General features: G+C 64.0%; 7 protein-coding genes. All 7 read right to left on the reverse strand.

What is annotated here, in order from left to right; all coding sequences use genetic code 11:
• Positions 1 to 37: 37 nt before the first annotated feature.
• Complete coding sequence (locus tag AC5QAH_RS00780; protein WP_049454970.1) at positions 38 to 1,621, reverse strand: phytoene desaturase family protein; 1,584 nt, start codon at positions 1,619 to 1,621, stop codon at positions 38 to 40.
• 76 nt (positions 1,622 to 1,697) lie between these two features.
• Complete coding sequence (locus AC5QAH_RS00785) at positions 1,698 to 2,192, reverse strand: VOC family protein (RefSeq protein WP_010483004.1); 495 nt, start codon at positions 2,190 to 2,192, stop codon at positions 1,698 to 1,700.
• A gap of 123 nt (positions 2,193 to 2,315) precedes the next feature.
• A complete protein-coding gene (locus AC5QAH_RS00790) occupies positions 2,316 to 4,322 on the reverse strand; it encodes a M13-type metalloendopeptidase (protein WP_049454968.1) in 2,007 nt (668 codons plus the stop codon).
• Positions 4,323 to 4,544: 222 nt separating this feature from the next.
• A complete protein-coding gene (locus tag AC5QAH_RS00795) occupies positions 4,545 to 6,647 on the reverse strand; it encodes a M13 family metallopeptidase (protein WP_019338610.1) in 2,103 nt (700 codons plus the stop codon).
• A 190-nt stretch (positions 6,648 to 6,837) separates the two neighbouring features.
• Complete coding sequence (locus AC5QAH_RS00800; protein ID WP_049454966.1) at positions 6,838 to 9,705, reverse strand: TonB-dependent receptor domain-containing protein; 2,868 nt, start codon at positions 9,703 to 9,705, stop codon at positions 6,838 to 6,840.
• A gap of 187 nt (positions 9,706 to 9,892) precedes the next feature.
• Positions 9,893 to 11,920, reverse strand: coding sequence for an alpha/beta hydrolase family protein (locus AC5QAH_RS00805; protein ID WP_134958104.1), 2,028 nt, complete (start codon positions 11,918 to 11,920; stop codon positions 9,893 to 9,895).
• A gap of 167 nt (positions 11,921 to 12,087) precedes the next feature.
• Entirely contained in the window at positions 12,088 to 14,895 is a 2,808-nt protein-coding gene (locus AC5QAH_RS00810; RefSeq protein ID WP_049454963.1) for a TonB-dependent receptor domain-containing protein, read from the reverse strand.
• Between the last annotated feature and the right edge of the window lie 25 nt (positions 14,896 to 14,920).

Below are 14,920 nucleotides of genomic sequence, written 5' to 3' on the forward strand. Positions count from 1 at the left end.
TTGACGCGGTAGGTGCCGACCGTTGGTCGGCACGCCTTCAGAGATCCTGCAACACCACCTGAGCGGCGTTGTGCCCCGGCGCACCGGTGACGCCACCACCGGGATGGGTACCCGACCCGCATAGATACAACCCGGGCAGGGCACCGCGATAGCCGGCCTGGCCAACCATCGGCCGTGCCGAGAACAACTGGTTGGCACTGAGCGCACCGTGGAAGATGTCGCCCCCGATCAGCCCGAACGTGCGCTCCAGATCCAGCGGTGACAGGACCTGGCGGCCCAGCACGCTGTCAGCGAAACCCGGTGCATACCGCTCAACGGTGGCGATCATCAGATCGGCCACTGCTTCACGACGATCATCCCAGTGACGCCCGTCGGGCAGCACCGGCGCCACGTGCTGGCAGAACAGGCTGGCGACGTGCTGCCCCGCTGGCGCCAGTGAGTCATCCAGTGTGCTGGGAATCAGCATCTCCACGATCGGTTCGCGCGACCAGCCGTCGCGCCGCGCATCCAGCCACGCGCGATCCATGTAGTCCAGGCTGGGGGCCAGGATGATGCCCGCGCTCAGGTGCGGGCCGGGGCCGGGCAGGGCGCGGAAGTCCGGCAGCCGCGACAGCGCCACGTTCATCCGGAAGGTGCCCGAGCCACAGCGCCACTGCGCCATGCGCTCGCGTGTGGCAGCCGGTACCTGCGCCGGCTCCAGCAGCTGTTCGTACAGCAGCTTCGGATTGACGTTGGCGACCACCGCGCGTGCACGCAGGGTTTCGCCGTTAGCCAGTTCCACCCCCACGGCGCGGCCCTGTTCGGTCAGTACCCGTTGCACGCCGGCATCCACGCGCAGTTCCGCACCGGCCTCGCGTGCAGCGGCGGCGATGGCCTGGCTGATCGCGCCCATGCCACCGATCGCATGGCCCCACGCACCTTTCACGCCATTGCACTGGCCGAACACGTGATGCAGCAACACGTAGGCACTGCCCGGCGTGTACGGACTGGCGTAGTTGCCGACGATGCCATCGAAGCCGAACAGCGCCTTGATCGGCTCGCTCTCGAACCAGCGGTCCAGGTACTCCGCCGCCGACAGCGTGAACAGGTCCAGCAGCTCCTGCCGCAGTGGTGCATCCAACGCCGCCAGTTCGCGGCCGAGCTTTCCCATCTGCCACAGTGCGGGTAGTGCGCGCCAACCACCCGCCACGCCCAGGTCCGGTGGTGTACGCAGGGCCCACGCACGCAGCACGTCGGCGAAAATCTCCAGTCGCGCTTCATATGCGGGCAGGCGCTGTGCATCCCGCTCGGAAAATTTCGCCACCTCGGCTTGGGTGCGGCCGGGCGCCGACAACAGGTGGCGGCCGTCCGGCAATGGCAGGAAGTTGTTGACGGGGCGCGCGACGATGCGCAGCCCATGCGCATGCAGCTGCAGGTCGTCGATCACCTTCGGCTGCAGCAATGACACCGTGTACGACGCCACCGAGTTGCGGAAGCCGGGATGGAACTCCTCGGTGACCGCGGCGCCGCCGAGCACACCACGCCGTTCGAGCACCAGCACCTGCTTGCCGGCGCGTGCCAGATAGGCTGCACAGACCAACCCGTTGTGGCCACCGCCGATGATGATTGCATCCCAGGACATCAGCACCTCGGGAAAAGGGGACGGAGGGAATCAAGTCGCAATTCGCATGGGGTCACCGGCAATGGGGAAAAACGACTTAATCCCCTCCGTCCCCTTTTTTGATCGCTGCTTCGATGGTGGCGATGTCGATCTTCTTCATCGGCATCATCGCGTTGAAGGCGCGCTTGGCCAGTGCCTTGTCCTGGCTGGTCACCGCTTCGATCAACATGCGCGGGCTGATCTGCCAGGAGATGCCCCAGCGGTCCTTGCACCAGCCGCATTGGCTCTCCTGGCCGCCATTGCCCACGATCGCGTTCCACAGGCGGTCGGTCTCGGCCTGGTCCTCGGTCTGGATCTGGAAGGAGAAGGCTTCGTTGTGCTTGAACGCGGTGCCGCCGTTGAGGCCGACGCAGGGGATGCCGCAGACGGTGAATTCGACGGTCAGTACGTTGCCTTCCTTGCCGTCGGGATAGTCGCCCGGTGCGTGATGTACGGCAATTACTGCGCTGTCGGGCAGGATACTGGCGTAGAAGGTGGCGGCCTCGAGCGCGCCGTTGTCATACCAGACACAGATGGTGTTCTTGTGTGCCATGTCGGGGCTCCGCGATGGACGAAGCCGCAGCGATAGCATGCCGGGTGTTAACCCGGGATCGTGCTGCACCCGCAAAAAAGGGCGCCCGAAGGCGCCCTCTGCATCATCCGTGTGGCAGCAGGTTCAGCGCCAGACCTTGATCTGTTCCGCTTCGCTGCGCTGCATCGGCTGGCCGGCCTTGCAGCTGAAAGTAGCACCGAAGGCCGGCAGGTTGGCCAGCGTGCCGTTGCTGCGCCACAGGCCCGGTGCACGGATGTCGGCGGTCAGGCGGCGCACGGCCTCGTTCGGCGCCAGCTGCTGCGCCCACAGCGCAGACCAGGCGCGGAAGAAGCCCTGCTGCTGGGCCTGCTTGGCCTTCGGCTCCTGCGCGACATACGCCGCCCAGGCCAGTTCCAGGCCAGCGATGTCGGCCAGGTTCTCTTCCTGGGTGAGCGTGCCGTTGACCTTGGCACCCTTCACGCCCGGGAAGTCGTAGGCGCTGTACTGCGCGGCCACGCGGCCGCCGAGCAGGGTCCAGGCGGTCTTGTCGGCCGGGGTCCACCAGCTGCGCAGCTCGCCCTTGGCGTCGACCAGCGCGCCCTTGGCATCGATCGCGCGCGTCAGCTCATGGCCGACCAGGCCACCGAAGCTGCCGAACTTGTCGGCAGCATCGGCCTTGGCGTTGAACACCGGGCCCTGCAGGATCGCGGCGGTGACGATCAGGCGGTTCTGCGCCAGGTCGTAGGCCAGCGACGGCTGCTGCGGCAGCACGTCCCAGCGACGGTCGGCGTTGCCCTTGCCGATGCGCTTCATTTCTTCGCGATGGCGCCAGGTCGAAGCAATCAGCATGTTGCCGCCGAACGAGCCGCGGCCCATCGGCTGCACGCTGTAGTCGAGGTCGCGCAGCGGGGTGCCGATCTCGATCTTCAGCGCGGCCAGCTTGGCCTGCGCTTCGGTCTTGGCTTCGGCGCTCATCCAGCTGCTGTTCTTGACCGCCTCGATCTGCACTTCGCGCACCTTGTCGACGATCCACGCCGCCTGGCGGCGATCTTCGGCGGACAGGTAACGGGCAGCGTACTCGCGACCGACCATCGGGCCGGCGGCCACGTTGATCGCCTCCAGCACATCTTCCCAGCGCTGCGGCGGCAGGGTTTCGCCACGCAGCACGCGGCCGCGGAATTCGAACTCGGCGTCGCGATAGGCCTTGGACAGGTACGGTGCCATCGAGTCGCCCACGCGCCAGCGCAGGTAGGCCTTCCACTGGTCCGGCTTGAGCTTGGTGACCATGCCGTCGAGCTGCTTGAACAGGCCCGGGTCGGCCAGCGAGACCAGGTCGTCATCCACGCCCTGTGCCTTCAGGAAGGCATCCAGCTGCAGGTTGCGGTAGCGGCTGTTGAGCTCCTTGGTGGAGATCGGCGCGTAGTTGTTGAACGGGTTGTTGATGCCGGCCAGCGACTGCGCATTGCGTGCCAGCTCGGTTTCCAGCGCGATCACCGCCTGCGACTCGGCATCCAGCTTGGCAGCCGGGGTGCCGGTCAGCGCCAGGATCTGCTTGACGTAGTTGCGGTAGCGGCCCATCAGCGCCACGGTGTCGGCGTCGCTGCGGGTATAGAACGCCGGGTCCGGCAGGCCCATGCCGCCCTGCATGAAGTAGCCGATGTGGCGGTCCAGCGCCTTCAGATCCACGTCCGGGCCGAAGTTGAATGCCACCGGGATGCCGACCTGGTGCAGTGCGGCGATCGAGGCCGGCACATCCTTGGCCTTCTTGATGGCATTGATGCGGGTCAGCAGCGGAGCGATCGGGTTGGAGCCGTCTGCTTCCACGGCGGCTTCGTCCAGGCCGCTGGCCCAGAAGTCACCCAGCAGTTTCTGCACGTTGCCCTGCGGCGCCTTCATCGCGGCGTCGAGCAGTTCACGCTGCTGCTGGCGGCTGCGGTCGACAAGCTGGCCCAGCGCGGTGGTGGCGCCGGTCTGCGGCACCGGGTTGGCCTTCAGCCAGCCTGCATTGGTGGCGTCATAGAAGTCGCTGCACTGGGCACTGACAGCCGGGGCACGCGCAGCCTTTTTCTTGGCAGCGAACGCGTCGTGGGTCGGGACCAGGGTCGCCAGGCTGATGCCCAGGGCGATGGCAAGCGGACGGAAGTTGGGCATGTGGAACGAATCCGTGATGGATTGAGGGCGCGCGCACTATAGCAAGCCGGGCATCGACGCGGCATGCACGCGTCGCGGTGCATTCGCCGACCAAGGTCGGCAGCTACCGGGGAGCGCCGGGATCAGTAGATCCACGCCATGCGTGGATGAAAGACACCCCAGAAAAACAAAGGCCCGGGAATTCCCGGGCCTCTGCAGGTCTGCCTTGGCGTCAGCCGTGGCTTACCAGATCACCACCTGCTGCTCACCAGTGCGGGCCATCGGCGAACCGGCCTTGCACTGGAATGCCGCGGCGAAGGTCGGCAGGTTCGACGGCGCACCCATGGCGCGGAACTGCGCCGGCGCGTGCGGGTCGGTCGCGAGGCGGACCTTGGCGTTTTCCGGGGTGTACTTGGTGCGCCACACGGTAGCCCAGTTGAAGAAGAAGCGCTGGTCACGGGTGAAGCCATCGACCTTTGCATCTTCCTTGCCGGCGGAGGCCTTCTGCAGCGCGTCGTAGGCGGTAGCCAGGCCACCCAGGTCGGCGATGTTCTCGCCCAGGGTCAGGTGGCCGTTCACGGCCTGGCCGTCGACCTTGTACTGGTCGAACTGCTTGACCAGCTTGCCGGTCAGGCCTTCGAAGTTCTTCTTGTCAGCGGCGGTCCACCAGTCTTCCATGTTGCCGGTCGGCCCGAAGCGTGCGCCCTGGTCGTCGTAACCGTGGGTCATCTCGTGGCCGATCACCGCACCGATGCCGCCGTAGTTCAGCGCGTCATCGGCCTTCGGGTCAAAGAACGGCGGCTGCAGGATGGCGGCCGGGAACACGATCTCGTTCTGCAGCGGGTTGTAGTAGGCGTTGACCGTCTGCGGGGTCATGCCCCACTCGGTCTTGTCCACCGGCTTGCCGATCTTGGACAGGTTGAACTTGTAGTTGAACTCGCTGGCCGCGCGCACATTGCCCAGGTAGCTGTCGCGCTGGGTCTGCAGGCCCGCCCAGTCACGCCACTTGTCCGGGTAACCGATCTTCGGGGTGAAGGTTTCCCACTTGGCGATGGCCTTGGCCTTGGTTTCATCGCTCATCCAGCTCAGGCCCTGGATGCGTTCCTTCAGCGAGGCGGCCAGGTTCTTCACCAGCTCTTCCATCTTCGCCTTGGCTTCCGGCGAGAAGGCAACCTTCACGTACAGCTGGCCGAAGGCTTCGCCGGCATCGTTCTCGATGGTGCCCAGCACGCGCTTCCAGCGCGGCTTCTGTTCCTTCTGGCCGTTGAGGGTCTTGCCGTAGAACTCGTAGTTCTCCTGCACGAAGGCGTCGGCCAGATACGGCGAGGCGCTGTCCACGGTGTGGAAGCGCAGGTAGGCACGCCACACCGACGGATCTGTGTCGCCCAGTGCCTTGCTCACTTCCTCATGGAAGGCCGGCATCGCCAGCGAGAACTTCTCCGGTGCGGCCACGCCCTGCGACTTGAAGAACTCGGTCCAGCTGAAGTTCGGGGTCAGCTTGTCGGCGTCGGCCAGGGTGACCGGGTTGTAGTACAGCTCGACGTTGCGTGACAGCTCGACGCGCGACTTGGAGGCCTTGGCCAGGCGGGTCTCGAACTTGACCACGTCCTCGGCCTGCTTGGCAGCGTCGGCAGCGGCGACGCCGGACAGCTCCAGCACCTTGGCGACGTGCGCCTGGTAGGCCTTCAGCTTGTCGGCGTTCTTGGCATCGGTGTAGTAGGTGCTGTCCGGCAGGCCGAGGCCGCCCTGGCTGGCGTAGGCCAGGTTGACGGCCGAGTTCTTGAAGTCGGCTTCGGCGCCGAAGCCAAACAGGACGTTGTCACCCTTGGCCGCGCTGCTGCGCAGGTAGTCGGCGATGGCCGCCTTGTCCTGCAGGCCGTCGATCGCCGTCAGGTCGGCCTTCAGCGGCTCGATGCCCTGGGCATTGATCTTGGCCTCGTCCATGCCGGTGGCCCACAGGTCGCCGACGATCTTCTCGATGTGGTTCGGGTTCTTGACCTGCGCGACCTGTTCAGCCAGCTGGTGCTGCACGGCCACCGAACGCTCGTCGAGGATGGTGAACGCGCCCCAGCTGGTGCGGTCGCCCGGAATTTCATTGGCGGCCAGCCACTTGCTGTTGACGTAGTCGCCGAAGGCGCCGCAGGCGTCCTTGCTGGTATCCAGATCGCTGGGCTGGAAGGCGTTGTAGGCCGGCAGCTTGCTCTCGTCCAGGGTGTACTGGGTGGCTTCGGCCGCAGCCGGCGTGGAGGCGGTGGCGTCCTTGGCCGGGGTTTCGTTCTTGCCGCAGCCGACCAGCGCGGCCGAAACGGCCAGGGTCAGCAGCACGATCTTGGGAGTACGGGTCACTTTGATGGCCTCCAGGCCGAGTGAGTCAGGGAAGGGCCGCGGGGACGGCCGTGGGCCGAACAATACGCCGCCGGCCTGCCCTGCAAGGGTGTCGAAGGTCATGGCCGGGCGCAAGGGGGCCGTTTCGTGGCCCGGAAAAGACAGACCCGGCAAAAGCCGGGTCTGTCGGGGTACTGCGATCAGGCGTGGATCAGAACTTGTACTTCAGACGCACGAACGGGGTGCGGCCGTACAGGTCGTACTGGGTCGCGAATGCCGCAATGTTGCCGTAGCGGGCATCGCTGACGCCGGTGGAGATCAGCGGCGGGGTCTTGTTGAAGATGTTGCTGACACCCACCAGGATTTCCCAGTCGGCCTGCGAGTAGCTGACCGATGCGGTGTGGTAAGTACGCGAATCGACCACGATGTCACGGTAGGAGTTCGCACGGCCCTGGTAGATGAAGACCGGATCCAGGTCGATGTCCTTGGTCTTGTGGATGTAGGTGGTCAGCCAGTTGAAGGTCCAGTCTCCACGGGTCAGGCTGAGTGCCAGGTTGCCCACAACCTTCGGACGCCCGATGTCACCGAGAAGCTCATTGGACGAAAGGCCACTTTCTTCAGCGCTGGAGAAGACCTGCTGGGTATCCTCGATGGTGTAAGTGACCTGGGTTTCGGCAGAGAACTTGCCGAACGAGAAGTCGTGGTCGAAGTTCGCAGTCAGGTCGTAGCCGCGAGTGCGCTGCTTGTTGATGTTGACGTACTGGTTGTACACATCAGTGATGTTCCAAGCCTCGTCGCCGGTACCGGGGTTGCGGACCAGCAGGCCGCAGAAGGCGTTCGGATACACCGCAGCGCCATAGCAACCCTTGACGATGTCAGCCGTGGTGATCTGGCCGATCTCGTTCTTCACCTGATAATCGAAGTAATCGATTGCCACACTCAGATTGGCAAAAGTGGGGGTGAAAACGATACCTGCGGTCTTGGCACGGGAGGTTTCCGGAATCAGCTGGCCTGCACCGCCGCCCGAATACACAGTTGCACTGCTGCCGGCGCCTGCGTAGTCGGCAGGAATGCCTGCCGCGGCACAGTTGCGCTGGTAGTTGGTGTTGGAGCTCTCACCCCAGCGGATGCAGGGGTCGATGCCGGTCTGTCCCAGGAAACCGGTCTGGTTGCCCAGATAGAGCTCATACAGGCCCGGAGCACGGTAGGAGGTGCCGATCGAGCCGCGCAGCCGCAGCGACGGAATGACCTGCCAGTTGAGGCCCACCTTCCAGACCTCGTCGGTGCCATCCACCGAGTCGTACTGGAATGCGCGGCCGGACGCGTTCAGGCTCAGCGACTCGATCGCCGGCAGGCCCTTCAGCAGCGGGACATCGAATTCAACAAATGCTTCCTTGACCCTATCGTCGCCCTTGGTGACATTGGCCGAGCTCGAGCCCCAAAGGTCCTGTGCCTTTGACAGTTCACCCGGCTGATCATCGATCGAGTAGTAGCGGTACTCCAAGCCCGCGGCTACGCCCACAGCACCTGCCGGCAGCTCGAACAGGTCGCCGCTGACGACGGCATTGATCGTGGCCTGCTTGTAGATCGTCTTACCCCAATCCCACTGTCCCAGCAGATTACTGAGTTCATCGACTTTGGCCCCGCTCAGGTAGCCCGGATCGAGGTAGTTCAGTGTCGGCGCGTTGTCAGTGTAGTCAACGTCGCCGGTCTTGGAGGCCTGGATGCCAAAGTTGCCGTATTTGCCCTTGGAGTGGCTGAAGTTGGCATTGACTTCCCATGCCCAAGTGTCAGTGCCCTTGAACAGACCATCGAGCTTGGTGGCGCCGTAGAAGTAGTCGACCGTGACGTCCTGCTGTGACTTGAACGGCATGATCGGACGGATGACGCCGGTGAAGCCTGAACCTGCCGGTGCTTGGATCCGCGGGAAGAACTGGCGCCAGCGGAAGGATTCGGTCTCGCGACGGTTGAACAGCCACTGGGTCTTCCAGTTGACGGAGTCGAAGGCGAAATCGGTGGCTACGAAGACGCTCTTGCGCTCCTGCTGGTTGATGATCTGCTCTTCACCAAAGCGTGCGAAGTTCAGCGGCTCATCATAGTAGGCCTGGCCGCCGCCTGCGTAGGTACGGGTGGTACGCGGGCGATAGCCGGGCAGTGGGCCGATGGTGTTGCCTTCCGGTGAAGGAACATAACGGATGGCACCTACGTCGACGACGTTATGCAGCAGGTTGTTGCAGTTTGCCAGGTTGGTGCCGGCAGTGATCGAGCGATCCTGACGGTCGATGCGGTTGCCATCGGCATCCTTGACCAGATCATTGCTGCAGTTCAGGTAGTCACGGTCGTTGCGGTTCAGTTCGTAGTGCTTGTACCACTCTGCCGCAGCCACGATGCTGCCTTTCTCGAAGTTCCAGCCGTTGGCCAGCGAGGCAGCGAACACTTCGCCGCCGCCTTCGGTCGGCACGCGACCGGTGACGGTCAGCTCCGGGCGCTCGATGTTCTTCTTGGTGATCAGGTTGACCACACCGGCCACGGCGTCGGAACCATAGATGGAGGACGAACCGTCCTTCACGATCTCGGCACGCTGCAGGATGGCGGTGGGAATGACGTTCAGGTCGAAGGCGCCGACAGCACCACGGGTACCGGCCGGGCCGGGGCGCTGGCCATCGAGCAGCACCAGGGTGCGGTTGGCGCCCAGGCCACGCAGCGAAACCGTCTGCACACCGGTACCGCCGTCCACGACGAAGCCGCCGAACTGGTGGGTGATCTGGGTTTCGGCCGAACCGATGGCCGACTTCTGCAGGAACTCGGCCACGTTGACCTGGCCCTGCTTGGCATTGGTTTCGGCGTTGATGGTGAACACCGGCGAGGTGGTCTCGTAGTCCGCGCGGCGGATCAGGGAGCCGGTGACAGTAATCTTGTCAAGATCCGTCGCGCGCTGGGATGACGAGGAGGTGCTTGACGCCTTTGCTTCCTGCTGGGTGGATTCCTGGGCCAGAGCCGGTGCGACCTGCAGGCAGGCCAGCACAGCAAGAGTCAACGGGACGCGGCTTGGCTTGGTTTGGCGGTTGGCGGTGCGCATTTCGTTTTGATCCCCACTTGTTATGCTTCGGTTAATGGAGTGTATGTGTCGCGTAAAGTAAATGCAACATGAATGATAGGGATCCTTAACTTGTTGTTAGTAAGGGGAAATTCAGGGGTTCACGCATGAAAAAGCCCCTGCCGCGCGGGCAGGGGCTTGGAGGGAGATGCTGGATGCGGGGGAGAGATCAGAGGCCGCCGGGGCCGCAATCCTTGCTCAGGTAGTCGGCCATGAGCGTCAATGTCGTCCGGAAGTGCACGGGGTACCAGGGCATGCTGTGCGGCATGTCGGGGATCAGCTCGAACCGGGCCGGCACCTTGCCCTGTACGCCGTTGTAGAAGTTCCTTGCATGGAAGGACGGCGTGCGTACGTCACGGTCGCCGACAAACGTCAGCAGAGGAATCGTGGCCTTCGCGGTGTTCTGCATCGGGTCCATGCCCTTCACCGTGCGCCCCTGCAGGATGCGTTGCAGGCGGTTCTGGCTCCAGGAGGTGCCCAGCCGGCCAAGATCGGTGACCGGGGCACCAGCGATGGCGCACTGATAGGGCGATGGGCTCCGGACCGTTGCAGCGGCAGCCGCGAAACCGCCATAGGAATAGCCGAAGATCGCGATGCGGTCCTTGGCGGCGATGCCTTGCGAGACCAGCCAGGCAGCGCCGTCGTCCTTGTCGTCCTGCATCTTCTGGCCCCACTCGGCGTCACCTGCCAGCCAGAGCTTGCGGCCAAGGCCAGAGCTGCCGCGGTACTGCGGGCGCAACACGGCATAGCCTCGCGAAGTGAAGAACGGTACCCAGCCTGATGCATCCCAGCCGGTGTAGTCGCGCGCCCACGGCCCGCCGTGCGGATGCACGAGTGCCGGCAGCGGGCCGTCGCCCTGCTTCCAGCCCGGCGGGAGGTCCAGAATCGCCGGAATCTGCAGGCCATCGCGTGCGGTGTAGGTCACCCAGCGTTGTTCGCCAATCTGCTTGCTGTCCACCCAGGGCCGCTCATTGCCGAGCGGCACGACATCCTTGCGATCGGCCAGGATGAAGTAGCTCTTCGGGTTGCGGTTGCTCTCCGTGGTGAACAGGACGCGCGAAAGGTCGTCGTTGTAACCGGTGATGTAGACGCTCAGGCCGGGATAGGCTTTCTGCAGGCCCTCCTGCAGGGCTTTCATCTGCGGATCCACGTACACGGCCTGCCGCTGGGGGCCGTCTATATAGAAGCCGAGGACCTGGTTGAAGTTGCTCTTGCGCGTGCCCAGGATCAGTGAACTGATCGAGAAGGATGGATGGGCGGCCAAGGGCTCCTTGTCGAACTCCTTCTTGGCGGGATCGTACAGTCGCGCCTGCACCAGGTCAGAGAACTGGTCGGTCAGCACGTACAGCTTGCCGCTGTCATCGTCTATGCCGACGATTTCCACCGTATAGCGTTCGCTCAGTCGGGTGGTCAGGGGGGCGTGCACTTCGAACTGGCCGGCGCTGTTCTTGATCAGAATGCGCTGTTCGAAATCGTCGGAGCCGGCGGATTCGACCTGGGTCTGCGTCAGGACTTCACCTGTCCGGGGGTGGAACAGGCCAGGTGATGTGCGCGAGCTGCCCTTGAACAGCAGTTCGGTCTGGCCGGTGCGCAGGTTGAAGCGGTAGTAGTTGGCCTGCAGCGTGGCTTCGTTGAGCTGACTGATGATGACCCTGTCTGCATCCAGCGGCAGTCCATGGACCAGCGAGGCGGTACCCGCAAGTTCGAGGCAGCGAAGGGTCTCGGGGCTGACCCCGAGCGTGCGGGTGTTGTTGGCGAAAGCCTCGTCGAACTTGGTCTGGGTGGCGTCGGTGAGGTAGGCCTTGGTCAGGAAGGTCTTGGTGGCTCCCGTACTGTTGCCTTCACCGCAGCCGCCGAGTTTTCCTGTCCATTCCTGGCGTCCGATGACGAGGTTGCGTCCCGCCTTCAGTGCGCTTGCCGCGATGAACTTCATCCGGTCACCGGATGGCGTGATGGCGACTGGACCGGCGCCGAGGTTGTCCAGGTTCCAGTTGGCCAGAGCGGTATCACTGTTGTTGCTACCAGGCGCGGCGACGATGGCCACCAACTGCTTGCCGTCGGCGCTCATGGTGACCGACTGGATGGTTGGGATCTTGGCGAAATCCTCGGCTGGCAGAGGGCTTGCGAGGGCAGGGGCAATGCACAGCGCCGCCAGAGCGGCGGCGCCAAGGCGGGCGGGGGTCAAGCGCAGTTCCATGGTCGGCAGGGTCCTTGTGGCGGGCACATCAACATGACCTGAAGATGAACGAAGGCGTGGGGTTAGTCAACTTGGCGTGAAAGCCCTGTGGATTTGTCCTGCCGGGGGGAGTAAGCCCAAAGAAAGACCCCGCCGGGGCGGGGTCTTCGGTGTGGCGAGGGCGGAGATCAGTTGCCGCCGAACTCGTACTTGGCCTGGACGTAGATGGCACGCCCGTAGGCGTTGTACAGGTAATTGTTGTACGGCTGGCCGCTGGTCCCGGCGAAGCTGAAGCGCTGGTTGTCCGGCATCTTGTTGAACACGTTGTTGACCATCAGCGACAGGGTCAGGTTGTCCAGCGCGCGATAGTTCACGCTCAGGTTGTAGGTGGTGTAGGACCCCCACTTGCCTGCCTTGTAGCCGGAGCTGTGGACGTAGTCGTAGCCATTGCCCACGTAGGCCATGTAGTTCGGCGTCTTGCCGATGTAGTTGGCATACAGGGTGGTGGTCCACTTGTCCTTGGCCCAGCCGACCGAACCATCGGCGCGCACCTTGGCGTAGGAGTCATATACCCACATCGCGTACGGGTCACGCAGCAGGTCCAGGAACTCATCGCCCGGCTGCGGCTGCAGTTCGCGCTTGAGCATGTCGGTGTAGTTGCCCGAGAACTGCAACGAACCGAAGCGGCCCATGTCGTGCACGTACTTGAAGCTGGCGGTCAGCGCTTCCAGGTTCTGGCGGGCGACGTTCATCTTCGGGGTGTAGATCTCGTCCAGCACGCCGGACGCATCGCGGGTGATCCAGTCGTCGACGTTCTGGCAGCTGGCCGAGGTGTTGTTGGCCTGGCCGCCACGGCAGTAGTACTCGGCCAGCAGCAGCTGGTCGGAGCTGAGCGTATCGACCTCGTTCTTGATCTTCCAGTTGTAGTAGTCCACCGACAGCGACAGGTTGTTGATCGGTGCCCACACAACACCTGCGTTCCAGACGTCGGCGGTGATCGGTTCCAGGTCCGGATTGCCGGCGCGGGTGCCGAATACCGAGACGCTGTCATACGGGCAACCGGTGGTGTTGGCCGGGTCGTAGCCCAGCTGGCCGCAACGGTAGTAGTCGGTGGAGCCGTTGGCATAGTAGCCGCTGCGGCCCTGGAATGCGTCGGACAGGGTCGGCGCGCGGAAGGCAGTGCCGTACTTGCCGCGGAACAGCAGGCTCTCGATCGGGCGGAACTCGATGCCGATGCTGTAGGTGGACTTGTCGACGGTGTTGCTGCCGATCTTGAAGGCGTCGTAGCGGCCGGAGCCGGTGACTGTCAGCGTGTCATGCAGCGGCAGACGCAGCTCACCGGTCACCGCATAGTTGCTGCGGTGGCCGGCGCCGGAGACCGCCGTGGTGCCCCAGACGCTGCCATCCATCAGGCCCGGATCGGGGCTGTAGTCCCAGCCTTCACTGCCACCTTCAACGACCACGGCCAGGCCGGCGTCGCCGCCCGGCAGCTTGAACAGTGAGCCGTTGGTGACCTGTGCACGGGCCAGGTTCTGCCAGGTACGGCTCTGGCTGTAGCTGTAACCGGTGAAGGTCTGGAAGTCTCCGGCCGGCAGCGGCGCGTAGAAGGCTTCCCAGTTCGGGCTGTAGATGTCGTAACCGGTGCTGGTGGTGCCCAGCACCGGGCCGAGCACGCGCTGTTCGAAGTAATCGTTGATCGGGTCATTCCAGCGCACGAAGTTGCGCTCGGTCAGCTTGTACTCGCCGCGGGTGAAGCTGAGGCTGTAGTCCCAGTTGCCGGCCGTGCCGCGGCCGCCCAGCGTTACCTGGTAGGCCTTGTTGCGGTCGGTGTTCATGATGTCGCGGTAGCCGGCGCCACCGATGTCTTCCGGGGCGAACACCCGCTGCAGGTTCATGTACTGGCCGCTGGCCTGGTCATAGAAGCGGCCCCAGCCGGACGAGGTGCCCCACCAGGTGTAGCTGGAACCCGTCGCGTACTTGACCTCTTCCAGGCTGTACAGCGCATCGCCGAACAACTGGAAGTTGTCATTCACGTCGAAGGTGGCAGAACTGTAGATCTGCGCGCTTTCCTTGCCGTTCTTGATGGTCTTGTAGCCGGTGCCATAGGTGGAGCCACATGCTTGGCCGGTGGGCCGGGTGCCGAGCACCGTGGTGCCATCGAACTGCCCGGCCACATTGGCGCACAGGTTCGGGTCCATCATCGCGTAACGGTTGTTGTTGGCCGGCAACAGCACCAGGAAATCGTTGGAGACGTACTGCGGGCTGTAGCCGTCGGGATTGTTGACCTTGGTCAGGTCGCGCTGGTAACCCCAGATCGGGCTGGTCTTCTCATACTGCACGTTGACCAGCGCGTGGAAGCGATCATCCACGCCATTGAAGCCGCGGGCGCCGCTGAGGCGGAAGCTGTTGCCGCCGCCTTCACTGTAGGCGCCACCACGTACGTTGAGGACGCCACCATCCATGCGTTCCTTGAGGATGATGTTGACCACGCCAGCGATCGCATCGGAGCCATACAGTGAGGACTGGCCGCCCGGCAGGATCTCGATGCGCTCGACGATGTCGATCGGAATGCCGCTGATGTTGTTGAACGTATCGCCGCCGTTGTACAGCGCCGGATACGAAAGCATCGGGCGGCCGTTGATGAGGTACTTGGTGTAACCCGGGCTGAGGCCGAACATGCCGGCGGCTTCGGCGCCCTGGGTGAACGAGGCCGAGGTCTGGCCGCCCTGCAGGCCACCCGTGGACAGCGAGGACTGCTGCAGGACATCGGCAACGCTGGTGAAGCCGCGGGTCTGGATGTCCTCGGCGGTCACGGTCAGGACCGGCGTGTGGTTCTCGATCTCGGTCTGCGGAATCAGCGAACCGGTGACCGTCACGCGGTCAAGCTGGGTCGGCGCATTGTTGCTTTGCGCCAGGGCCGTGCCGGAGGCGAGCAGCGTGCCGAGGAGGGCGAGGGTCAGTGGGTGGCGCGAGAGTGTGGAACGATGGCGAGACATGGAAAATCCCCGTAGTGAGATGTCT

This window comes from Stenotrophomonas sp. YJH_SMC_43 (assembly GCF_059372535.1).

Coding starts and splice junctions, on each gene's coding strand:
- AC5QAH_RS00780 (WP_049454970.1), bottom strand. CDS start 1,621: ATGTCCTGGGATGCAATCATCATCGGCGGTGGCCACAACGGGTTGGTC.
- AC5QAH_RS00785 (WP_010483004.1), bottom strand. CDS start 2,192: ATGGCACACAAGAACACCATCTGTGTCTGGTATGACAACGGCGCGCTC.
- AC5QAH_RS00790 (WP_049454968.1), bottom strand. CDS start 4,322: ATGCCCAACTTCCGTCCGCTTGCCATCGCCCTGGGCATCAGCCTGGCG.
- AC5QAH_RS00800 (WP_049454966.1), bottom strand. CDS start 9,705: ATGCGCACCGCCAACCGCCAAACCAAGCCAAGCCGCGTCCCGTTGACT.
- AC5QAH_RS00805 (WP_134958104.1), bottom strand. CDS start 11,920: ATGGAACTGCGCTTGACCCCCGCCCGCCTTGGCGCCGCCGCTCTGGCG.
- AC5QAH_RS00810 (WP_049454963.1), bottom strand. CDS start 14,895: ATGTCTCGCCATCGTTCCACACTCTCGCGCCACCCACTGACCCTCGCC.